Raw genomic sequence first — 22,462 nt, forward strand, 5'->3', positions numbered from 1 at the left:
ACCGCGCCCTCCCCTTTACGGCTTAATTGCCGTAGATATCGAAGCTAAAGTACTTTTTCTCAATCGCGGCGTAGGTGCCGTCGGCGCGGATTTGCTTGATGGCCTCGTTGAGAGCGTCGCGCAATGCCGGATTGTCTTTATTGACCGCAATGCCGACGTCAGACGAAATGCTGCCGTCGCTGATGACCGGACCGGCGAAGGCGAATTTTTGTCCGCGCGGCGTGTCGACAAAGCTGGTCGCCGCCTGGATATTGTCCTGTAAGGAGGCATCGATACGCCCGGAGAGCAGATCCAGATAGACGTTGTCCTGGTTGGCGTAGCCCACGATCTTCACGCCGTGACCGGCCCAGTGGCTTCTGGCGTAAGCTTCATGCGTCGAGCCGGTTTGTACGCCGACGGTCTTGCCCTTGAGGCTGGCGGCATCCGGCAGCAGCGGGCTTCCCTTGCGCGCCACCAACTGCGCCGCGCTGCGATAGTAGCGGTCGGTGAAATCCACTTCCTTCTTCCGCTCGTCGGTAATATTCAGCGAAGCAATAATTGCATCAAATTTATGTGCGTTCAGCGCGGCGATCATGCTCTCAAACGGTTGCTTGACGAAAACGCACTTCGCTTTCAGCTGCGTACAGAGCGCGTTGGCAATATCAATGTCAAAGCCGGTTATTTCGCCGCTGGGCGCCAGCACGTCAAAGGGCGGATAGCCGCCGTCAACGCCGAAGCTGATGGTGTCGAACTGCTGAGCGGCCAGTGGCGCGCTCAGGGCCATACAAGCCAGTAAAGCGGCAATACCTGTTTTCATATCTGTGACCCCTGATGTCAGCGACGTGGCTAAAAACGCAGTGAAAGGCAGGTCAGGCCGCCATCCATTTTCTTAAATTCGCTGGTGTCGAGCTGCACAACCGGCATCCCCAGCTTGCTGATTTCGCCCAGAGTGTAAGGGTACCCCTGAGGCGTAATTAAGGTGTCGTTGATCCAGAGCGTATTCCCGGCATACGACTCTTCTTGTGGAATAACGATGGTATTGAACCCGCTAAACGCCGGGTGATTGACGTAGTCTTCCGTTAGCAGCAGCGTATTGCGTCCGACATAGTTGACGATCGACTTCAGGTGCAGCCCGGCGCTCACTTCAATGGAGGTCACCTGATAGCCATGCGGTTCAACGGCGGCCGCAAACTCGCGGATCCCCTGTTCATCGGTACGCGCGGTCTGACCAACAAAAAACTGCTTACCCACCAGCAGCACGTCGCCGCCGTCCAGATGACCGCGCTCGCTCATATGCGCCAGCGAACGAAAACCGGCCAGCACCGGCGCTATCGAGGCCACTTCTCCCTGGCGACTCGGCGCGCCGGGATGGGTGATGACCGCCAGTTCCGGCATGACGACCGCGGTATCTTCAACAAAATGGGCATCCGGATAATCCGCTGCCGCAGGCAAGACCGTCACTTTCAGGCCGAGCTGCAGCAAGGTGTGCACATAGGCGAGAAACTGACGTGTAGTGTCGGCAATATCCGGCGCGCCGAGCCGGGCGGTGGTTTGTCCGGCGGCACAGGTTGCGGCCGGCAGGCGGGCGATAGCCTGGGTAAAATGCATAGAGAACCCTCAGGTGACGAATGATCGTTGTTGTTCCCGCCAGGCTGGTAAAGCCACGGGTTTTCTTGATTATCAAACAGATGTTGTCACCAGTCCGGCTGAATAGCCGGCCACGGCGGTCAATTTACGCTGTATATTGCCGGGGAAACGACGCATTCCGCTGTCGGATAACGGTCTCTTGCCGCAGGCTAATCCCGTACGCCAGGCGCCGGGTCGGAGGGAGGGACGGAAAGGAGCAGCGCGGTGAGTTTGTCGATGGGCATCGACCGGTAAAAATACCATCCCTGAATTAACGCATTTTCATCGAAGGATTTGACGAACTCAAAATCAATTTTACTTTCCACGCCTTCGAAAACGATCTGCTTATTCAGCCCGTAGACGACATCAAGAATCGAGGTCAGGATGGCTCGTTTATACTCATTTTTAAGGCCGTTGACGAAAAACTTATCCAGTTTTATCTCATCATAAAACACTTCGGTTAACCACTGCAGGTTTGAAGATCCGGTGCCGAAATCATCGAGGGCGATGCGCAATCCGCGGCTCTTCGCCTGTAATGAAAAGTCCGCGATTTTTTTATAGTATTCGCCGCTTCTTTCGGTTATCTCAATTTTAATCTGCTGGGGTCGAATGCCGTTACGTTGCAAAATGTGCAGAAGATTATCTAAAAACAGCGGGTCGTTAATTTCATATTTGCCGATATTTATCGCGAGGGTAAACTGCGCGTCGGCGTGCAGAATGGTTTTCAACTCGCTGGTGGCCTTCTCCATCACCAGCTTAGAAATATCGGGGTATACATTCAGCTGTTCCGCCATTGAAATAAACAGTTCCGGGGAGACCTGGCCAAAGACCGGATCATACCAGCGAACCAGTGCCTCGACGCCGACCACCCGTTCGTTTTTAGCGCGCACCAACGGCTGATACTCCATATAAATACGCTGCTTAAAAATCGCTTTTTTTAAGCGATACTCCAGCGACCGCCGTTCGCTGAGATAGCTCTGAATGGAGTAGAAGAAGGCGGCGCCGAGAATAAAAGCCGTCCCGGTAATGAGCGCGATAAGGAGTGGAGAGAGTGAGAAAAACCCTTTTTTTCGCTGCGTCAGATGGCTGCAAATGTTGTATTTACTGCTGCATAGGTTAACGCTTATCGACGGCTTGGCCACGGATTTCACATCATTCAGAAAAATGTGATCGCCATTGAAACTGGTTAACGAAAAATTAAAGTCCTGGTGGCGTCGGGCAAAGGCGCTAAAGGCAAATGTCGAGGTAAAGGAAACAATATTACCCTGACGGCTCATATCCATAATCACACCGTACGGGAGATAATTCTCTACGCCTTTGTAAACGCTATATCCATTTGCTACGACATATTTCTCGGCGGGCATCGGCAGCGGTTTATCCAGCATCCCCCAGTTGGCGGTGCAGGCCAGCTTATCGTTCTCCACGATGCCAATATCTTCCACGCTGGCATACTTCCAGATGACCTCCCGCAAGGCGGCGATCGCCTGCTTGTTACAACCATCAAGATGCCGCCGCTGCGCATGATGAATAGCAGACGTGATTTGCGTGGTCACATCTTCGGCATGCGTGAGGAGTTCCTGGCTCAGCGTCTCAAGCTGAACGCGCTGGTTGTTTAACATCACCACATTGGTCAGCAAAACGGAAACGAGCACGCTCACACCGCCGCCCGCCAGCAGCCATTTCGTCTTCTGGATAAGTTTCATCGTCTCTCCGCAATCCCTGGTGGATACCGGTTTGCGTTGCAAATCCTGACACCCGACGTACCCGTCCCTGCAGTACAGACCTATCGTGTTGATAATAAGGGCGTCGGAGCGGTTATACCAGAAATGAAAAGTCGCTCCATCCAGGCCGGGCTGCGAGAAAACGCGCGGACAGCGGCGAACACCTGACCCGACGCCCCGTTTTTTTAGCCTAACCGGCTCATCGAAAAGCATTTTATCCAGACATATCTCAACAGTCTTTTCATAATTCCTCCATTTTTGCGGGGCGTTTGGTCACTAAACTAGTATCATTTCGCGAAACGTTTCAGGATGAGATAGCAAATACATGAAAGGCAGCCATACACTCCGTTGGGGCACCGCGCTGGCGGTCATCGTCATTGCTGGTGCCGGGTACTGGTTCTGGCAAAGTCGTGAAGCGACCAACGCTACGCCTGCGGCGGCAAATGACTCCCCGCGGCAGACGCCAGGCGGTCGCCACGGTCGCTTCGGCGCGGCCCTGGCGCCGGTTCAGGCAGCGACGGCCACCAGCGAGTCGGTGCCTCGCTATCTCAGCGGCCTCGGTACGGTGACGGCGGCCAATACGGTGACCGTCCGTAGCCGGGTGGCTGGGCAACTGCTGGCTATCCACTTCCAGGAGGGCCAGCAGGTCAAAGCGGGCGATCTGCTCGCCGAAATCGACCCCAGCCAGTTTAAAGTCGCGCTGGCCCAGGCCGAGGGCCAGCTGGCGAAAGACAAAGCCACGCTCGCCAACGCCCGACGCGATCTCGCCCGCTATCAACAGCTGGTGAAGAGCAACCTGGTTTCACGCCAGGAGCTGGATACCCAGCAGTCGCTGGTTAGCGAAACGGAAGGCACCCTCAAAGCCGACGAAGCCGCCGTCGCCAGCGCCCAGCTGCAGTTGAACTGGAGCCGCATCACCGCGCCGATTGACGGCCGCGTGGGCTTAAAACAGGTGGATATCGGCAATCAGATTTCAAGCGCCGATACCACCGGCATCGTGGTGCTCACCCAAACCCATCCGATCGATGTGGTCTTCACGCTGCCGGAAAATGATATCGCCACGGTGGTGCAGGCGCAGAAAGCCGGGAAACCGCTACAGGTTGAGGCCTGGGATCGGACCAATAAACAAAAAATCAGCGAAGGGTCCCTGCTGAGTCTGGATAACCAGATTGACGCCACCACCGGCACCATCAAACTGAAGGCGCGCTTTAGCAACCAGGACGACGCCCTGTTCCCGAATCAGTTCGTTAACGCCCGTATGCTGGTGGATACGGAACAGAACGCCGTCGTCATCCCTACCGCCGCGCTGCAAATGGGCAATGAAGGCCACTTCGTCTGGGTACTGAACGACGAGAACAAAGTCAGCAAACACACCGTCACGCCGGGTATTCAGGACAGTCTGAAAGTGGTGATTAACGCCGGGCTGTCGGCGGGTGACCGGGTGGTCACTGACGGTATCGACCGTCTGACCGAAGGGGCGAAAGTGGAAGTGGTGGAGCCGCGCAGCGCGCAGGCCGCGCCGGTAAAAGCCACCAGCCGTGAATACGGCCAAAAAGGAGCGCGCTCCTGATGCAGGTCTTACCCCCGAGCAGTACGGGCGGCCCTTCCCGACTGTTTATTCTGCGCCCGGTCGCCACCACGCTGCTGATGGTGGCGATTATGCTGGCGGGGATCATCGGCTATCGATTCCTGCCGGTTTCCGCCTTGCCGGAAGTGGATTATCCGACCATCCAGGTGGTCACCCTCTATCCTGGCGCCAGCCCGGACGTCGTCACCTCGGCGATTACCGCGCCGCTGGAACGCCAGTTTGGCCAGATGTCCGGCCTGAAGCAGATGTCGTCGCAAAGTTCCGGTGGCGCCTCGGTGGTCACGCTCCAGTTCCAGCTGACCCTGCCGCTGGACGTGGCCGAACAGGAGGTGCAGGCCGCGATCAACGCCGCCAGCAACCTGCTGCCGTCCGACCTGCCGAACCCGCCGGTGTACAGTAAAGTCAACCCGGCCGATCCGCCGATCATGACCCTCGCGGTCACCTCTTCCGCCATTCCGATGACCCAGGTGGAAGATATGGTAGAGACCCGCGTGGCGCAGAAAATTTCCCAGGTTTCCGGCGTCGGGCTGGTGACTCTCGCGGGCGGCCAACGCCCGGCGGTGCGCGTGAAGCTCAATGCGCAGGCCATCGCCGCGCTGGGGTTGACCAGCGAAACCATTCGTACCGCCATCACCAGCGCCAACGTCAACTCGGCAAAAGGCAGCCTTGACGGCCCTTCCCGCGCCGTGACCCTCTCCGCCAACGACCAGATGCAGTCGGCGGAAGATTATCGCCGCCTGATAGTCGCCTGGCAGAACGGCGCGCCGATTCGTCTCGGCGATGTCGCCACCATCGAGCAAGGGGCGGAAAACAGCTGGCTCGGCGCGTGGGCGAACAACCAGCAGGCGATCGTCATGAACGTTCAACGCCAGCCGGGTGCGAACATCATCGCCACCGCCGACAGCGTGCGTCAGATGCTGCCGCAGCTGACGGAAAGCCTGCCGAAATCGGTCAAGGTGCAGGTCCTTTCCGACCGCACCACCAATATCCGCGCGTCGGTGAGCGATACCCAGTTTGAGCTGATGCTGGCGATTGCGCTGGTAGTGATGATCATTTACCTGTTCCTGCGCAACGTCCCGGCGACCATTATCCCCGGCGTCGCCGTGCCGCTGTCGCTGGTGGGCACCTTCGCGGTAATGGTGTTTCTCGACTTCTCGATCAACAACCTGACGCTGATGGCGCTCACCATCGCCACCGGTTTCGTCGTCGATGATGCTATCGTGGTTATCGAAAACATCTCGCGCTATATCGAAAAAGGCGAAAAGCCGCTCGCCGCCGCGCTGAAGGGCGCCGGAGAAATCGGCTTTACCATCATCTCGCTGACCTTCTCGCTGATTGCGGTGCTGATCCCGCTGCTGTTTATGGGCGATATCGTCGGCCGGCTGTTCCGCGAGTTCGCCATCACCCTGGCGGTGGCGATATTGATCTCCGCCGTCGTCTCGCTGACGCTAACGCCAATGATGTGCGCGCGGATGCTCAGCCACGAGTCGCTGCGTAAGCAAAACCGCTTCTCGCAGGCCAGCGAACGCTTCTTCGAGCGGGTGATCGCCGCCTATGGCCGGATGCTCAGCCGGGTGCTGAATCACCCGTGGCTGACCCTGAGCGTGGCCTTAGGCACGCTGGCGCTGTCAATCATGCTGTGGGTCTTCATTCCGAAAGGCTTCTTCCCGATTCAGGACAACGGCATTATTCAGGGGACGTTACAGGCTCCGCAGTCCGCTTCGTTTGCCAATATGGCGCAGCGCCAGGAGCAGGTTTCCGCCGCGATCCTCAAAGACCCGGCCGTCGAGAGTCTGACCTCCTACATCGGGGTGGACGGCACCAACCCGGCGCTGAACAGCGCCCGCCTGCAGATTAACCTCAAACCGCTGGATCAACGCGCCGACCGCGTGCAAACCGTGATTACCCGCCTGCAAAAAGCGGCGGACGGGATCCCCGGCGTCGAGCTCTACCTTCAGCCGACGCAGGATCTGACTATCGATACCACCGTCAGCCGGACCCAGTATCAGTTCACCCTGCAGGCGAACTCGCTGGATGCCCTCAGTCACTGGGTGCCGCAGCTGCTGGCGCGTCTCCAGGCGCTTCCGCAGCTCTCCGACGTCAGCAGCGACTGGCAGGATCAGGGCCTCGCCGCTTATATCAAAGTCGATCGCGACAGCGCCAGCCGTCTCGGCATCAGCATGGCCGACGTCGATAACGCGCTGTATAACGCCTTCGGCCAGCGGCTGATCTCGACTATCTACACTCAGGCCAATCAGTATCGCGTGGTACTGGAGCATGACACCCGCGCGACGCCGGGGCTGGCGGCGCTGGACAACATTCGCCTGACCAGCAGCGGGGGCGGCATCGTGCCGCTGAAGTCCATCGCCAGCGTTGAGCAGCGCTTCGCGCCGCTGTCGATTAACCATCTCGATCAGTTCCCGGTGACCACCATTTCGTTCAACGTCCCGGATAACTACTCGCTGGGCGATGCGGTCGACGCCATCCTCGCCGCCGAACAGGCGCTGGATTTGCCGACCGATATCCGCACCCAGTTCCAGGGCAGCACCCTCGCCTTCCAGTCGGCGCTCGGCAACACCGTCTGGCTGGTGGTGGCGGCGGTCGTGGCGATGTATATCGTGCTCGGCGTGCTGTATGAAAGCTTTATTCACCCGATTACCATTCTCTCGACCTTACCAACCGCCGGCGTCGGCGCGCTGCTGGCGCTGTGGCTGGCGGGCAGCGAGCTGGACGTGATCGCCATTATCGGGATTATCCTGCTGATCGGTATCGTCAAGAAGAACGCCATCATGATGATCGACTTTGCGCTGGCCGCCGAACGCGAACAGGGCATGCCGCCGCGTGAGGCGATTTATCAGGCCTGTCTGCTGCGTTTTCGCCCGATTCTGATGACCACGCTCGCCGCCCTGCTCGGCGCGCTGCCGCTGATGCTGAGCACCGGCGTCGGCGCCGAGCTTCGCCGTCCTCTCGGTATCGGGATGGTGGGCGGCCTGATGCTAAGCCAGGTGCTGACGCTGTTCACCACCCCGGTTATCTATCTGCTCTTCGACCGCCTGGCGCTGTATATCAAAAGCCGCTTCCCGCGACATGAGGAGGAGGCGTAAATGAAGTTTTTCGCGCTCTTCATTTACCGTCCGGTGGCGACGATTCTGATTTCGCTCGCCATCACCCTGTGCGGGGTGCTCGGTTTCCGCCTGCTGCCGGTGGCCCCGCTGCCGCAGGTGGATTTTCCGGTGATCATGATCAGCGCCTCGCTGCCCGGCGCGTCGCCGGAAACCATGGCCTCGTCGGTGGCGACGCCGCTTGAGCGCTCCCTCGGCCGGATCGCCGGCGTGTCGGAAATGACCTCCACCAGCTCGCTGGGCAGCACGCGCATCATTATGGAGTTTAATTTCGACCGCGACATCAACGGCGCCGCCCGCGATGTGCAGGCGGCGATCAACGCCGCGCAAAGCCTGCTGCCGAGCGGCATGCCGGGCCGCCCGACCTATCGCAAAGCCAACCCCTCCGACGCGCCGATCATGATCCTGACGCTCACCTCGGATACCTACTCGCAGGGCGAGCTGTACGATTTTGCCTCGACTCAGCTGGCGCAAACCCTCTCCCAGATTGACGGCGTCGGCGACGTCGACGTGGGCGGCAGCTCGCTGCCTGCGGTACGCGTCGACCTCAACCCGCAGGCGCTGTTTAACCAGGGCGTTTCGCTGGACGCCGTGCGCACCGCTATCGATAACGCCAACGTGCGTAAACCGCAGGGCGCGCTGGAGGACCACAGCTCGCGCTGGCAGATACACACTAACGATGAGCTCAAAACCGCCGCGCAATACCAGCCGCTGATCGTGCACTACCGCAACGGTGCGGCGGTACGCCTTGGCGACGTCGCGCGGATCAGCGATTCGGTGCAGGATGTGCGCAACGCCGGGATGACCAACGCCAAACCGGCCATTTTGCTGATGATCCGCAAGCTGCCGGAAGCCAATATTATCCAGACGGTGGACAGCATTCGCGCCCGCCTGCCGGAGCTGCAAAAAACCATTCCGGCGGCTATCGACCTGCAAATCGCCCAGGACCGCTCGCCGACCATCCGCGCCTCGCTGGAGGAAGTCGAGCGGACGCTGGTTATCTCGGTGGCGCTGGTGATCCTCGTGGTGTTCCTGTTTCTGCGCTCCGGGCGGGCGACGCTGATCCCGGCGGTGGCCGTTCCGGTTTCGCTGATTGGCACCTTCGCGGCGATGTATCTCTGCGATTTCAGCCTCAACAACCTGTCGCTGATGGCCCTGACCATCGCCACCGGCTTCGTGGTCGACGACGCTATCGTGGTGCTGGAGAATATCTCCCGCCATCTTGAGGCCGGGATGAAGCCGCTGCAGGCGGCGCTACAGGGGAGCCGTGAAGTCGGTTTCACCGTGCTATCGATGAGTCTCTCGCTGGTGGCGGTCTTTTTACCGCTGCTGCTGATGGGCGGCCTGCCGGGGCGATTGTTACGCGAATTCGCCGTCACCTTATCGGTGGCGATCGGCATTTCGCTGGCGGTCTCCCTGACCCTGACGCCGATGATGTGCGGCTGGCTGCTGAAGCGCGGCAAACCCCACGAGCCGACGCGCAAGCGCGGGTTTGGCCGCCTGCTGATCGCCGTGCAGGGCGGCTACGGTAAATCGCTGAAGTGGGTCCTCAGGCACAGCCGCGTGACCGGTCTGGTGCTGCTGGGGACCATGGCGCTCAGCGTCTGGCTCTATATCTCGATTCCAAAAACCTTCTTCCCGGAGCAGGATACCGGCGTGCTGATGGGCGGCATTCAGGCTGACCAGAGCATCTCCTTCCAGGCAATGCGCGGAAAACTGCAGGACTTTATGCAGATCATTCGGGAAGATCCGGCGGTGGATAACGTCACCGGCTTTACCGGCGGCTCACGGGTCAACAGCGGGATGATGTTTATCACCCTCAAACCTCGCGACCAGCGACATGAAACGGCGCAGCAGATTATCGACCGGCTGCGTCAAAAACTGGCGAAAGAGCCGGGCGCCAACCTGTTCCTGATGGCGGTGCAGGATATTCGCGTCGGCGGCCGTCAGGCCAACGCCAGCTATCAGTACACCCTGTTATCGGACGATCTTTCGGCGCTGCGCGAATGGGAGCCGAAAATTCGTAAAGCGCTGGCCGCGCTGCCGGAGCTGGCGGACGTCAACTCTGACCAGCAGGATAACGGCTCTGAGATGGATCTCATCTACGACCGCGATACCCTGTCGCGCCTCGGGATCAGCGTCAAGGATGCCAACAATCTGCTGAATAACGCCTTCGGCCAGCGGCAGATCTCGACGATTTACCAGCCGCTGAACCAGTATAAAGTGGTGATGGAGGTCGATCCGGTGTATACCCAGGACGTCAGCGCGCTGGATAAGATGTTTGTGATCAACAGCGCAGGCAAGCCGATCCCGCTCGCCTATTTCGCCAAATGGCAACCGGCCAACGCGCCGCTGTCGGTCAACCACCAGGGGCTGTCGGCGGCATCGACGATCTCCTTTAACCTGCCGACCGGTCAATCGCTGTCGGAAGCCAGCGACGCCATCAACCGCGCGATGACTCAGCTTGGGGTGCCTTCCAGCGTGCGGGGCTCCTATGCCGGTACCGCGCAGGTCTTCCAGCAGACCATGAATTCGCAGGTCATTTTGATTCTGGCCGCCATTGCGACGGTCTATATCGTGCTCGGGGTACTGTACGAAAGCTATGTCCATCCGCTGACCATTCTCTCCACCCTCCCCTCGGCAGGCGTAGGCGCGCTGCTGGCGCTGGAGCTCTTTGGCGCGCCGTTTAGCCTGATTGCGCTTATCGGCATCATGCTATTAATTGGTATAGTGAAGAAAAACGCCATCATGATGGTCGACTTTGCCCTCGAGGCGCAGCGTAACGGCAATCTGCCGCCGGAGGAGGCAATCTTCCAGGCCTGCCTGCTGCGTTTTCGCCCGATTATGATGACCACCCTCGCGGCGCTGTTTGGCGCGCTGCCGCTGGTGCTCTCGGGCGGCGACGGTTCGGAACTGCGTCAGCCGCTGGGGATAACCATTGTCGGCGGACTGGTGATGAGTCAGCTGCTGACCCTCTACACCACGCCGGTGGTCTATCTGTTCTTTGACCGTCTGCGGTTGCGTTTTTCGCGAAAAGTCAGCCAACCGGTAAGCGAATAACATGACAGAACTGCCCTCCAGCGTGCGCTGGCAATTATGGATAGTGGCTTTCGGCTTCTTTATGCAATCGCTGGACACCACTATCGTGAATACCGCCCTCCCCTCAATGGCCAAAAGCCTTGGCGAGAGCCCCTTGCATATGCATATGGTCATCGTCTCCTACGTGTTGACGGTAGCGATTATGCTGCCGGCCAGCGGCTGGCTGGCGGACCGGGTGGGGGTACGCAATATCTTTTTTAGCGCCATCATTCTGTTTACGCTCGGGTCGCTGTTTTGCGCCCAGGCCGCAACCCTCGATCGGCTGGTGCTGGCCCGCGTATTGCAGGGCGTCGGCGGTGCCATGATGGTGCCCGTTGGTCGCCTGACGGTGATGAAAATCGTGCCGCGCGCCCAGTATATGGCGGCCATGACCTTTGTGACGCTCCCCGGCCAGGTCGGGCCGCTGCTTGGCCCGGCCCTCGGCGGTCTGCTGGTGGAATACGCCTCCTGGCACTGGATTTTCTTAATCAATCTGCCGGTAGGCATTATCGGCGCCATCGCCACCCTGTGGCTGATGCCGAACTACACCCTGCAGACCCGGCGCTTCGATATTTTTGGCTTTATTCTGCTGGCGCTGGGGATGGCGACCTTAACCCTCGCGCTCGACGGTAAAAAAGGGCTGGGGATTTCCCCGCTGCTGCTGGGCGCGCTGGTGGCGATCGGTGTGGCCTCGATTCTGCTCTATTTATACTACGCCCGGGGCAACGACAACGCCCTGTTCAGCCTGAAGCTGTTTCGCAACCGCACCTTCTCCCTCGGGCTCGGCGGCAGCTTTGCCGGACGCATCGGCAGCGGTATGTTGCCCTTTATGACGCCGGTATTCCTGCAAATCGGTCTCGGCTTTACGCCGTTTCACGCCGGGATGATGATGATTCCGATGGTGCTTGGCAGCATGGGCATGAAACGTATCGTGGTACAGGTGGTGAACCGCTTTGGCTACCGCCGCGTCTTAATGATGGCGACCGTTGGTCTGGCGCTGGTTAGCCTGCTGTTTATGGCCGTCGCCCTGGCGGGCTGGTACTGGCTCCTGCCGGTGGTGCTGTTTATGCAGGGGATGATCAACTCCAGCCGCTTCTCGTCGATGAACACCCTGACGCTGAAAGATCTGCCGGACGACCTCGCCAGCAGCGGCAACAGCATGCTGTCGATGGTTATGCAGCTGTCGATGAGTATTGGCGTGACCCTCGCCGGGATATTGCTCGGCCTGTTCGGCCAGCAGCATATCAGCGCCGATGCCGCCGCCACCCATCAGGTCTTTCTCTATACCTACCTGAGCATGGCGGTAATTATTGCGCTACCGGCCTGTATTTTTTCCCGCGTTCCGGATGATACCGACAGCAATACCGCTATCGCCCGACATAACAGGAGTGAGCCATGAAGCTATGGCGTCCCGGTATTACCGGTAAGCTATTTCTGGCTATTTTGGCCACCTGCATTGTGCTGCTCATCAGCATGCACTGGGCGGTACGCATCAGCTTTGAACGCGGATTTATCGATTATATCAAGCGCGGCAATGAACAGCGGCTGACGATGCTGGGCGATGCGCTGAGCGAGCAGTATGCCCTGCATGGCAACTGGAAATTTCTGCGCAATAACGATCGCTTTATTTTCCAGCTATTAAAGTCGTTCGAACGCGATAACGACGATCGTTTACCCGGCGGGCACAAAATAAATACCGCTGGCGCCCCTGGCGGCCACCCCGGCGCCGAAGGTCCCCCGCCCGATGGTCCGCCGCCGGACGGCCCGCGCGGCCCCGGCGCGGATATGCCCCCGCACGGCTGGCGCACGCTTTTCTGGGTCGTTGATCAGCAAGGACGCGTCCTGGTTGGCCCGCGCGAACGGGTGCCTGAAGACGGCAGCCGACGCAATATTATGGTTAACGGCGTGTCGGTGGGCGAGGTTATCGCTTCACCGGTCGAGCGTCTGACGCGCAATACCGACATTAATTTCGACCGTCAGCAAAAGCGCACCAGCTGGCTGATTGTTGCCCTGTCGACGATCCTTGCTGCGCTGGCGACTTTCCCGCTGGCGCGCGGCCTGCTGGCGCCGGTAAAACGTCTGGTCGAAGGCACCCACCGCCTGGCGGCGGGGGATTTCACCACCCGCGTGGCGGTCAGCAGCGGCGATGAGCTCGGCCGTCTGGCGCAGGATTTTAACCAGCTCGCCAGCACCCTGGAACGCAACCAGCAAATGCGCCGCGACCTGATGGCGGATATTTCTCATGAGCTGCGGACCCCGCTGGCGGTACTGCGCGGCGAACTGGAAGCCATTCAGGATGGCGTGCGCAAATTCACCCCGGACTCCATCACTTCGCTGCAGGCGGAGGTCGCCACCCTGACCAAACTGGTCGACGATCTGCACCAGCTCTCGATGTCCGATGAAGGCGCCCTGGCCTATCAAAAAACCGCCGTGGATATCATTACGCTGCTGGAAGTCGCCGCAGGCGCCTTCCGCGAACGCTTTGCCAGCCGGGGGCTGACCATCGCCGTTTCGCTGCCGGAAAACGCGACGGTATTTGGTGACGCCGATCGCCTGATGCAGCTTTTTAACAACCTGCTGGAAAACAGCCTCCGCTATACCGATAGCGGCGGACGTCTGTTGATCAGCGCCAGCCAGACCGGCCGTCGCATCACCCTCGATTTTGCCGACAGCGCCCCGGGCGTCAGCGACCAACAGCTGGAACGACTGTGCGAGCGCTTTTATCGCGCCGAAGGTTCGCGCAACCGCGCCAGCGGCGGCTCCGGGCTGGGTCTGGCCATTTGTGTCAACATCGTGGCGGCCCACGGCGGCACCTTACGAGCCGACCATTCGCCATTTGGCGGGGTTAGCATTAAAGTAGAGTTACCTCTGGAACGTGATACACCGAGAGACCTATGAGCGAATTACCTGTTGATGAAAATACCCCGCGCATTCTTGTCGTGGAAGATGAGCCCAAACTGGGTCAATTGCTGCTCGACTATCTGTTCGCCGCAGGGTATGTGCCAACGCTGATTAATCATGGCGACAAGGTCCTGCCTTACGTTCGCCAGACCCCGCCACATTTGATCTTGTTAGATCTGATGCTGCCGGGAACCGATGGCCTGACGCTGTGCCGGGAGATCCGTCGCTTTTCCGACGTTCCGGTAGTAATGGTGACGGCGAAAATCGAGGAGATCGATCGGCTGCTTGGGCTGGAGATCGGTGCCGACGATTATATCTGCAAGCCCTACAGCCCGCGCGAAGTCGTCGCGAGGGTGAAAACGATCCTCCGCCGCTGCCGGCCGCGCCGGGATCTGCTGGCGCTGGATGCGGAAAGCCCGCTGATTGTCGATGAGGGCCGTTTTCAGGCCTCATGGCGCGATAAGCTGCTGGATCTGACCCCCGCCGAGTTTCGTCTGCTGAAAACCCTGTCGCAGGAGCCGGGCAAAGTTTTCTCGCGCGAGCAGCTGCTCAATCACCTGTACGATGACTATCGGGTGGTGACCGACAGAACTATCGACAGCCATATCAAAAATCTGCGGCGTAAGCTGGAGTCGCTGGACGCTGAGCAGTCCTTTATCCGCGCGGTGTACGGCGTTGGCTACCGCTGGGAGGCCGACGCCTGTCGCCTGGCGTAACCCCTGCTCGTTTCGCAAGGCAAGATTGGGCTCAGGGGAAAGGTTTACTCTCCTGACCCACAGCGCTACAATGCCCACCCTTAATGTGTGGGCACTGTTCTAACGGTGCTTCCCCAAGTCGCCGCATCGGGTGTGGCGAATCTGACCTGTCATCAGAACGAGAACATCATGTTTAAACCGGAACTCCTTTCCCCGGCGGGAACGCTGAAAAATATGCGTTACGCCTTCGCTTATGGCGCAGACGCCGTTTATGCTGGCCAGCCGCGTTACTCTCTGCGCGTGCGCAACAACGAATTCAACCATGAAAACCTGCAGCTGGGCATCAATGAAGCCCATCAGCTGGGGAAAAAATTCTACGTGGTGGTCAACATTGCGCCGCACAACGCCAAGCTGAAAACCTTCATTCGCGATCTGAAGCCGGTGGTGGATATGGGGCCGGACGCGCTGATTATGTCCGATCCGGGTTTGATCATGCTGGTACGGGAAAACTTCCCCGATATGCAGATTCATCTGTCGGTACAGGCCAACGCCGTTAACTGGGCGACCGTTAAATTCTGGCAGCTGATGGGGCTAAGCCGGGTCATTCTTTCCCGCGAACTGTCGCTGGACGAAATCGGCGAAATCCGCAGCCAGGTGCCGGAGATGGAACTTGAGATTTTCGTCCACGGCGCGCTGTGCATGGCCTATTCCGGTCGCTGCCTGCTCTCGGGCTATATCAACAAACGCGACCCGAACCAGGGCACCTGCACCAATGCCTGCCGCTGGGAATATAACGTCCAGGAAGGCAAAGAAGATATTGTTGGCAATATCGTCCACCAGCATGAGCCGATTCCGGTCAAGACCGTTGAACCGACGCTGGGTGTCGGCGCGCCAACCGACCGGGTGTTTATGATTGAAGAGGCCAAACGGCCGGGCGAATACATGACCGCCTTCGAAGATGAGCACGGCACCTACATCATGAACTCCAAAGACCTGCGCGCCATTGCGCACGTCGAGCGTCTGACGCAGATGGGCGTGCATTCGCTGAAAATCGAAGGCCGCACGAAATCGTTCTATTACTGCGCGCGCACCGCCCAGGTTTACCGCAAGGCTATCGATGACGCCGCGGCGGGCAAACCGTTTGACGAGAGCCTGCTGGAAACGCTGGAAGGGCTGGCCCACCGCGGCTACACCGAAGGTTTCCTGCGCCGTCATACCCATGACGATTACCAGAACTACGAGTACGGTTACTCCCTCTCCGAGCGCCAGCAGTTTGTCGGCGAATTTACCGGCGAGCGCAACGGCCAGCTGGCCGCCGTGGCAGTGAAGAATAAGTTTTCCGTCGGCGACAGCCTTGAGCTGATGACCCCGCAGGGCAACGTGAACTTCACCCTTGAACATATGGTGAATGCCAAAGGCGAGGCGATGCCGGTCGCCCCTGGCGATGGCTACACCGTATGGTTGCCTGTGCCGGAAGAGATGGCGCTGCAGTATGCCCTGCTGATGCGCAACTTTACGGGTCAGACGACCAGAAACCCGCACGGTAACTAGTTTATCGGGGTTATTTTTTCAGGATGCGCGGATATTAGAAACGGATCACACACCGTTTCGTTTGAAGTGGGTATCATCCATTTTGCTGAAAAACATAACCCATAAATGCTAGCTGTACCAGGAACCACCTCCTTAGCCTGCGTAATCTCCCTTACGCGGGCTTATTTTTTTACCACCCGCTTTGTAAGCCCCTTTTCTCGCCGCCGCCCGGCTTTACAAAATATCCATCCTCGCTGTCATAGGGTACACTTTCTGCATCTTGCACAAAAAGGAAGCCATAACTATGCCTGTGTTTCCAGCCAGCTTACTGATTCTCAATGGCAAAGGAGCTAACGAGCCGCAGCTTCGCGAAGCGATCGCGCTGTTGCGCGAGGAAGGCGTCGACATCCATGTCCGGGTGACCTGGGAAAAAGGCGATGCCGCCCGGTTTGTCGATGAAGCGCTACAGCTTAAGGTGGGGACGGTGATTGCCGGCGGCGGCGATGGCACCATCAATGAAGTCGCCACGGCGCTGGTCCAGCGTGAAAGTCAGGTAGCGCTCGGCATCCTGCCGCTGGGTACCGCCAATGATTTCGCCACCAGCGTCGGGATCCCGCAAGATCTCGCCAGCGCCCTCAAGCTGGCGATTGTCGGCCGCGATATCGCCATCGACGTGGCGCGGGTGAATGATAAAACCGGCTTTATTAACATGGCGACCGGCGGCTTCGGTACCCGGATTACCACCGAAACGCCGGAGAAACTTAAAGCCGCGCTGGGCGGCGTCTCCTACCTGATTCATGGCCTGATGCGTATGGACGCTCTGAAACCCGACCGCTGCGAAATTCGCGGCGAGAACTTTAGCTGGAGCGGAAACGCGCTGGTTATTGGTATCGGCAACGGTCGTCAGGCCGGCGGCGGTCAGCAGCTTTGCCCACAGGCCCTGATTAATGACGGACTGCTGCATTTGCGGGTTTTTACCGGCGAAGAGCTGCTCCCCGCGCTGTTTACTACCCTGGCGGACCCCGACAACTCCCCTAACCTGGTGGACGGCGTGTCGTCGTGGTTTGAAATCACCGCGCCGCACGAGATGACCTTTAACCTTGATGGCGAGCCTTTGAGCGGTAAACATTTCCGGATGGAAATTCTCCCGGGCGCCCTGCGCTGCCGCCTGCCGCCGGACTGCGCGCTGCTGAAATAATACCAGGTGGAAAGTGAGCGCAGAACGAAGAGATTAAAAGACCGTTTACATCTCCAGGGCTTCTGCGCTCACCGATAAGGTCGTTACCCGAGGGCCAGAGCAGGTTCAGAGCGCGTCTGCAGCAGTTCCGGTAACGAGCGATGGCGGGCGACGGCGGCGGCAAAACGCGGATGCTGGCAGTCTGGCGCAATCACGACCGTGGCAATGCCCGCCGCCTGCGCCGCGCAAAAGCCATGAAAACTGTCCTCGATAACCAGACACTCCCCGGCGCTCAGCCCCAGCTTGCCCAGGGTCGAGAGGTAGACCGCCGGGTGCGGTTTGCCCCACGCCTCATCATCGGCGCTGGAAATCACATCAAAACAGGAGCGTAGAGAGAGCTTATCGAGTACCGCGGAAATCACCTGATGAGAAGAAGACGTCGCCAGCGCAATCCGATAGCCCAGGCCACGAAAATGCGCCAATGTCTCGTTGACGCCGCCCATCGCCGCTCCTTTGGCGGTAATCAATCCAACGATACGTTGTAAAATGAGCGCCTCCAGCTGCTGTGGCGCAATCGCCAGCCGGCAGTGCCGACACCACACGCGGGCAATATCGTCCAGTCGTTTACCTTTGGTCAGCGTTTCACACTCCTCCTCGCTGACCGTCGCCCCCCAGCTGGCCAGCGCCTCCCGTTGCGCCTGCCGCCACAGGGCTTCTGAATCAATAATCACCCCATCCATGTCAAAAATAACCGCTTTGATGCTCATCTTCTACCTCAAACCGGGCTGACGGGGCTCGCCTGTCAGCCCGGGAACTGTGTCAGGAAAACTCAACGCTTTTGCGCGCAGGCACAGGCTTCAGGGTAAAGCCCGGCTGCTCGACGCGAATAAAGGCGCAGAGGAAAAAGGCCAGCACGTACAGCGCGGTGTACGCCACCACCACTCCAATCGTACTGAAGTACGGCAGCAACACCACCGCAATCGCCGGAGCCAGGAAGTTGGACAGCCCCGCCGACAGGTTGTAGACCGAAATGGCCGCCCCTTTATGCTGCGGCTCCAGCGCCGGGAAGACCGCCGCCATCGGCACAAACGCCGCCACGAAAATCCCCAGCGCAATCGCCGGCACCAGCGCCATGGCAAAGTTATGCCCGAAATGCTGCGGGATGTAGTAAAACGCCAGACTCGACAGCGCCATCCCGATGCAGCCAAACCAGCGCACTACTTTCATCCAGCCCAGTTTCTCGCCGAGGATCCCCCACAGTACGTTGGAGAAAATGGTGGTGAAGAAGAAAGCCGCCCATACCTGGAGCCACTCGGAGGTGGTAAAGCCCAGCTCATCGACAAACATCAATGGCATGATCACCGCAAAGCCAAACAGCGACAGGGTGTTGATGATGCGCACCATGCTGGAAAGCAAAATATTGCGGTTGGTGTAGAGCAGGGTGGCGGCGCGCCCCAGCTCGGCAAACTTCTCGCGGGTGGTGAGGTTCTGCATATGGCGCGGCGTCTGAATATGGCGCAGCGAGACCAGGGCGATAATGCCGCCGGTGACGCAGAACACCAGCGCCAGCCACAGGGTGCCCAGCTCGCCAATATGCGGGATGGTAAAGCTCGGGATATAGCTGCCGAACACGCCAATACCAATCGAGTAGACCGCCCAGAACCAGCCCAGCGCCGAGCTGGCGCCGTCGCTTTTCACGTTGTGCACGATGGCGACGATAAAGGAGTAGAGGAACAGCGGGTAGGCAAAGCCGCGAATACCGTAGAACAGCAGGATCAGCGGATAGTTGGCGTGGCCGAGGCCAAAAATCAGGAACAGCACGTGGAACACGCACCACAGCACAAAGCCGATCAGCATGGTTTTCTGCGGGGTGATGATCTCGGCGACCACGCCGGAGATCCACGCCGACAGGGCGGCGGCGAGGCCGTAGAGGGTAAAGGCGAAAGAAGCCTGGGCCGGGGTGAAGCCCAGCTCCTTGATGTAGTGCGAGAGAAAAGCCAGCTCAAAGCCGTCGCCGGTCATAAACACGGCGATGGCGATGTATCCCCAGATCAGATTCAGCGGCAGACCGAACCACTGTTTGCTATTCACGGACATAATGACCTCGTTTTCAGGGTGCAGGAAGACTCTCCGGTGCAACCACCGGAGGATTTTTTATTATTAAAATCAGTGATGTCGGTAATTCAGGTCGTTGAGATATAGCGCTTTAAATTGCGCATAGCGTTGCATCAGAATGTGATGGCGTTCAGGTGCGGCGCGCCAGGTCTGGTAGACCTCTGGTTTTTCGCAGACGGCAGCCAGCGGTTTCCCCGCCGCCAGACAGGCCAACCGCGCCGCCCCCAGCGCGCCGCCGGTTTCGCCGCCTTTGTGGGTCACAACCGGCATAGCAAGAATATCCGCCAGCAGCTGCGCCCAGAACGGACTGCGGGCGCCGCCGCCGACCAGCGAACACTGTTCAATCCGCGTGCCGCTCTCTTTCAGTACCTGCAAGCCATCGTTGATACCGAAACTCACCCCCTCCAGCACCGCGTAACCCAGCTGGGCACGTAGGCTGGAATGGGTCATGCCCCAGAACATTCCGCGCGCGTCCGGATCGTTATGCGGCGTACGTTCCCCGGAAAGATAGGGCAGAAAGAACGGTGCGTTGGCTTTCTCTTCCTCGCTCAACTGGGCAATCTCTTCCAGCAGCGCCACTTCGGTGGTGCTGGTTAAACGGCAGAACCACTGCAGGCAGCTGGCGGCGCTGAGCATCACGCTCATCTGATGCCACAGGTTCGGTAAGACGTGGCAGAAGGCGTGCACCGCCGACTGCGGCGCCGGCCGATAGGCATCGGTCACCACGAACAACACCCCGGAAGTGCCCAGCGAGATAAATGCATCGCCCGGCGAGACCGCGCCGACGCCGATCGCGCTGACCGCGTTATCGCCACCGCCGCCGGCCACCACCACCGAGGGATTCAGGCCCCAGCGCGCGGCAACCTGCGGGTCCAGGGTGGCGGACACCTCGCAACCTTCAACCAGCGTCGGCATCTGACTGCGCGACAGGCCACACTTATCCAGCAGCGCATCGGACCAGTCGCGTTTCGCCACGTCCAGCCACAGCGTCCCGGCGGCATCCGACATATCGGAGATTTTTTTACCGGTCATTTTGTAGCGCAGATAATCCTTCGGCAGCATCACCGTTGCCGTGCGCTGAAAGTTTGCCGGCTCGTGACGGCGCACCCACAGCAGTTTTGGTGCGGTGAAGCCCGGCATCGCCAGGTTTCCGGCGACCTGATGCAGCTCAGGCGCCCTCTCCTCCAGCTCACGACACTCCTGGGCACAGCGCGTATCGTTCCACAAAATGGCCGGACGGATCACCTCCCCGCCGCTATCCAGCAGTACCGCCCCGTGCATCTGCCCGGAGAGGCCAACGGCCTTAATCGCGGACCAGTGATGGCCACATTTTTCCCGCAGCGTGGCGACCAGATATTCCGTGGCTTCCCACCACGCCTGCGGCGCCTGTTCTGACCAGTGCGGATGAGGCCGCTGAATAGTCAACGGCGCGCTATGGCTGGCGACAACCGCATTATTCTCATCAATAACCAGCGCTTTCACTTCCGAGGTGCCAAGATCGATGCCTAAGTACATAGCCCGCTCCTACTGAATCAGGGAATAGACGGCGGCAATCTTCTCGCGCATCAGCGCCAGGAAATCAGCCCGTTCAGCCAGGGAACCAAACAGCGCCCGATCTTTGGCATAAAGCGCAATCGGGTCGCTGGATTCAAACATTTCATGGACCGCCTGAGCATCGAGAATGCCATCCTGGTATTCGTAAGGCAGAGTGCCTTTGTGCCACTGTTCCATAAAGACAAAGAACAGCGCGGGCAGCATGGCCGTCGCCTCCGGGCGGGCGCCGCGCTGATAGCACTCCTGTAGGGTCGGGGCGATCATCGCCGGGATTTTTGAGAACCCATCCGCCGCAACCCGCTGGTTGGTGTCCTGAATATAGGGGTTGGTGAAGCGCTTAAGGACCACGTCGCGGTAGGTCGCCAGATCGATTCCGTTGTCGCCGAGGCACGGAATCACATCTTCGGTGACGTAGCGGTCGGCAATAGCGTAAATAAAATCGGTCAACGTGCTTTCGTGGATATAGCGTTGACCCATTAACGTACCGGCCCACGCGATACAGCTGTGCGACGCATTCAGAATGCGGATTTTAGCCTCTTCGTAAGGGATAACCGAGTCAACCATCTCCACGCCGACGGCCTCCAGGTTCGGACGCTCAGCGCGGAAATTATCTTCGACCACCCACTGAATAAAGGTCTCGCCCATCACCGGCGCTTTATCGTCAATACCGGTTTGCGCCTTGATGCGCGCCGGCAGATCGGCCGCTGGCCGCGGCGTGATGCGGTCCACCATGGTGTTCGGGCAGGTCGCATTCGCCCCCAGCCATGCTATTACCGCCCGCTTGCCGGTTAACTGGAGAAACTCCACCAGCCCGTCGTGAAAGCGCTCGCCGTTGTGGCGAACGTTATCGCAGTTGAGCAGCGTCAGCGGTCCGGCGTTATCCGCCATGCGTTTTTCCAGAATGCGTGCGATGGTGCCGTAGATGGTTTTGCAGCCCCCCTGCAGATCGTTGATTAAATCCGCATTGCTGGTCTCCAGCTTATGGCTGGTATTCAGGTAGTACCCCCCTTCCGTCACGGTAAAGGCGATAACTTTGGTCTGCGGGTTTGCCCCTTCGTCAATCAGCGGCTGCAGTCCGTTCTGCCACGGCAGCAGTTTTTGAATCGAGGCGATCTCTTCATATTCGCGCTCCCCTTCCGGGCTGACGGTTTCCAGAACGTAGCGCCCGTTCTGGGCGATAAGCGCCTCAACCACCTGCTCGGCATCCTGACGAATATTGCCCGCCGCGATATGCCAGCGCGTATCGCCGGATGCGATCAAACGATGCAGATACCACGCCTGGTGCGCACGATGAAATGAACCCAGACCGATGTGAAGCCATGTGAATTGCTGATTCATATTCTGATCTCCTTGAGTGATGGGACTCACTGTAGATG

The 22,462-nt window shown here is 59.1% G+C and carries 15 protein-coding genes; 8 read left to right on the forward strand and 7 right to left on the reverse strand.

From position 1 onward, the window contains the following. Positions 1–22: 22 nt before the first annotated feature. The 3 genes from FNY10_RS13335 to FNY10_RS13345 form a co-directional block, all read right to left on the reverse strand. Complete coding sequence (locus FNY10_RS13335) at positions 23–796, reverse strand: ABC transporter substrate-binding protein (RefSeq protein ID WP_160702786.1); 774 nt, start codon at positions 794–796, stop codon at positions 23–25. Between the two features lie 29 nt (positions 797–825). After that, a complete protein-coding gene (locus FNY10_RS13340) occupies positions 826–1,587 on the reverse strand; it encodes a dimethylarginine dimethylaminohydrolase family protein (RefSeq protein ID WP_131048120.1) in 762 nt (253 codons plus the stop codon). Between the two features lie 188 nt (positions 1,588–1,775). Then, a complete protein-coding gene (locus tag FNY10_RS13345; RefSeq protein ID WP_160702788.1) occupies positions 1,776–3,308 on the reverse strand; it encodes an EAL domain-containing protein in 1,533 nt (510 codons plus the stop codon). A gap of 343 nt (positions 3,309–3,651) precedes the next feature. On the opposite strand from FNY10_RS13345, the gene FNY10_RS13350 reads away from it, so the two are divergent. The 8 genes from FNY10_RS13350 to yegS all read left to right on the forward strand — a co-directional run bounded on the left by FNY10_RS13350 (position 3,652) and on the right by yegS (position 17,438). Continuing rightward, positions 3,652–4,896, forward strand: a complete 1,245-nt coding sequence (locus FNY10_RS13350) for an MdtA/MuxA family multidrug efflux RND transporter periplasmic adaptor subunit (protein ID WP_160702790.1) — start codon at positions 3,652–3,654, stop codon at positions 4,894–4,896. After that, the gene (locus FNY10_RS13355) at positions 4,896–8,018 is read left to right on the forward strand and encodes an MdtB/MuxB family multidrug efflux RND transporter permease subunit (protein ID WP_131048123.1); all 3,123 of its coding nucleotides are present in this window, start codon (positions 4,896–4,898) and stop codon (positions 8,016–8,018) included. The genes FNY10_RS13350 and FNY10_RS13355 overlap by 1 nt, the downstream gene beginning before the upstream one ends. Then, positions 8,019–11,096, forward strand: a complete 3,078-nt coding sequence (gene mdtC / locus FNY10_RS13360) for a multidrug efflux RND transporter permease subunit MdtC (RefSeq protein WP_100685248.1) — start codon at positions 8,019–8,021, stop codon at positions 11,094–11,096. A gap of 1 nt (position 11,097) precedes the next feature. Then, on the forward strand, positions 11,098–12,513 hold the full coding sequence (locus FNY10_RS13365; protein ID WP_141964225.1) for an MFS transporter: 1,416 nt from the start codon (positions 11,098–11,100) through the stop codon (positions 12,511–12,513). Further along, positions 12,510–14,012, forward strand: a complete 1,503-nt coding sequence (gene baeS, locus FNY10_RS13370) for a two-component system sensor histidine kinase BaeS (RefSeq protein WP_160702792.1) — start codon at positions 12,510–12,512, stop codon at positions 14,010–14,012. The genes FNY10_RS13365 and baeS overlap by 4 nt, the downstream gene beginning before the upstream one ends. After that, positions 14,009–14,731, forward strand: coding sequence for a two-component system response regulator BaeR (gene baeR, locus FNY10_RS13375; RefSeq protein WP_100685251.1), 723 nt, complete (start codon positions 14,009–14,011; stop codon positions 14,729–14,731). The genes baeS and baeR overlap by 4 nt, the downstream gene beginning before the upstream one ends. Before the next feature lie 168 nt (positions 14,732–14,899). Next, positions 14,900–16,261, forward strand: a complete 1,362-nt coding sequence (gene yegQ / locus FNY10_RS13380) for a tRNA 5-hydroxyuridine modification protein YegQ (RefSeq protein ID WP_160702794.1) — start codon at positions 14,900–14,902, stop codon at positions 16,259–16,261. Between the two features lie 283 nt (positions 16,262–16,544). Beyond that, a complete protein-coding gene (gene yegS / locus FNY10_RS13385; protein WP_141964222.1) occupies positions 16,545–17,438 on the forward strand; it encodes a lipid kinase YegS in 894 nt (297 codons plus the stop codon). 83 nt (positions 17,439–17,521) lie between these two features. Here the strand turns inward: yegS and FNY10_RS13390 are convergent, their stop codons facing one another. The 4 genes from FNY10_RS13390 to dalD form a co-directional block, all read right to left on the reverse strand. Then, positions 17,522–18,184: an HAD family hydrolase gene (locus tag FNY10_RS13390; RefSeq protein WP_141964221.1), complete on the reverse strand. Its 663-nt coding sequence runs from the start codon at positions 18,182–18,184 to the stop codon at positions 17,522–17,524. Between the two features lie 52 nt (positions 18,185–18,236). Beyond that, positions 18,237–19,514 carry an RbtT/DalT/CsbX family MFS transporter gene (locus FNY10_RS13395; protein ID WP_131048128.1) on the reverse strand — a complete coding sequence of 426 codons (1,278 nt, stop codon included), beginning with the start codon at positions 19,512–19,514 and terminating at the stop codon, positions 18,237–18,239. 69 nt (positions 19,515–19,583) lie between these two features. Further along, the gene (gene xylB / locus FNY10_RS13400) at positions 19,584–21,047 is read right to left on the reverse strand and encodes a xylulokinase (RefSeq protein ID WP_015583873.1); all 1,464 of its coding nucleotides are present in this window, start codon (positions 21,045–21,047) and stop codon (positions 19,584–19,586) included. A 9-nt stretch (positions 21,048–21,056) separates the two neighbouring features. Continuing rightward, a complete protein-coding gene (dalD, locus tag FNY10_RS13405; RefSeq protein ID WP_131048129.1) occupies positions 21,057–22,424 on the reverse strand; it encodes a D-arabinitol 4-dehydrogenase in 1,368 nt (455 codons plus the stop codon). Between the last annotated feature and the right edge of the window lie 38 nt (positions 22,425–22,462).

Origin of the sequence: Klebsiella sp. Lac1, from assembly GCF_009825425.1 — a bacterium.
Taxonomy (GTDB): Bacteria; Pseudomonadota; Gammaproteobacteria; order Enterobacterales; family Enterobacteriaceae; genus Klebsiella; species Klebsiella electrica.

Coding starts and splice junctions, on each gene's coding strand:
- baeR (WP_100685251.1), top strand. CDS start 14,009: ATGAGCGAATTACCTGTTGATGAAAATACCCCGCGCATTCTTGTCGTG.
- FNY10_RS13395 (WP_131048128.1), bottom strand. CDS start 19,514: ATGTCCGTGAATAGCAAACAGTGGTTCGGTCTGCCGCTGAATCTGATC.
- FNY10_RS13340 (WP_131048120.1), bottom strand. CDS start 1,587: ATGCATTTTACCCAGGCTATCGCCCGCCTGCCGGCCGCAACCTGTGCC.
- mdtC (WP_100685248.1), top strand. CDS start 8,019: ATGAAGTTTTTCGCGCTCTTCATTTACCGTCCGGTGGCGACGATTCTG.
- yegS (WP_141964222.1), top strand. CDS start 16,545: ATGCCTGTGTTTCCAGCCAGCTTACTGATTCTCAATGGCAAAGGAGCT.
- FNY10_RS13345 (WP_160702788.1), bottom strand. CDS start 3,308: ATGAAACTTATCCAGAAGACGAAATGGCTGCTGGCGGGCGGCGGTGTG.
- baeS (WP_160702792.1), top strand. CDS start 12,510: ATGAAGCTATGGCGTCCCGGTATTACCGGTAAGCTATTTCTGGCTATT.
- dalD (WP_131048129.1), bottom strand. CDS start 22,424: ATGAATCAGCAATTCACATGGCTTCACATCGGTCTGGGTTCATTTCAT.
- yegQ (WP_160702794.1), top strand. CDS start 14,900: ATGTTTAAACCGGAACTCCTTTCCCCGGCGGGAACGCTGAAAAATATG.
- FNY10_RS13350 (WP_160702790.1), top strand. CDS start 3,652: ATGAAAGGCAGCCATACACTCCGTTGGGGCACCGCGCTGGCGGTCATC.
- FNY10_RS13335 (WP_160702786.1), bottom strand. CDS start 796: ATGAAAACAGGTATTGCCGCTTTACTGGCTTGTATGGCCCTGAGCGCG.
- FNY10_RS13390 (WP_141964221.1), bottom strand. CDS start 18,184: ATGAGCATCAAAGCGGTTATTTTTGACATGGATGGGGTGATTATTGAT.
- FNY10_RS13355 (WP_131048123.1), top strand. CDS start 4,896: ATGCAGGTCTTACCCCCGAGCAGTACGGGCGGCCCTTCCCGACTGTTT.
- xylB (WP_015583873.1), bottom strand. CDS start 21,047: ATGTACTTAGGCATCGATCTTGGCACCTCGGAAGTGAAAGCGCTGGTT.
- FNY10_RS13365 (WP_141964225.1), top strand. CDS start 11,098: ATGACAGAACTGCCCTCCAGCGTGCGCTGGCAATTATGGATAGTGGCT.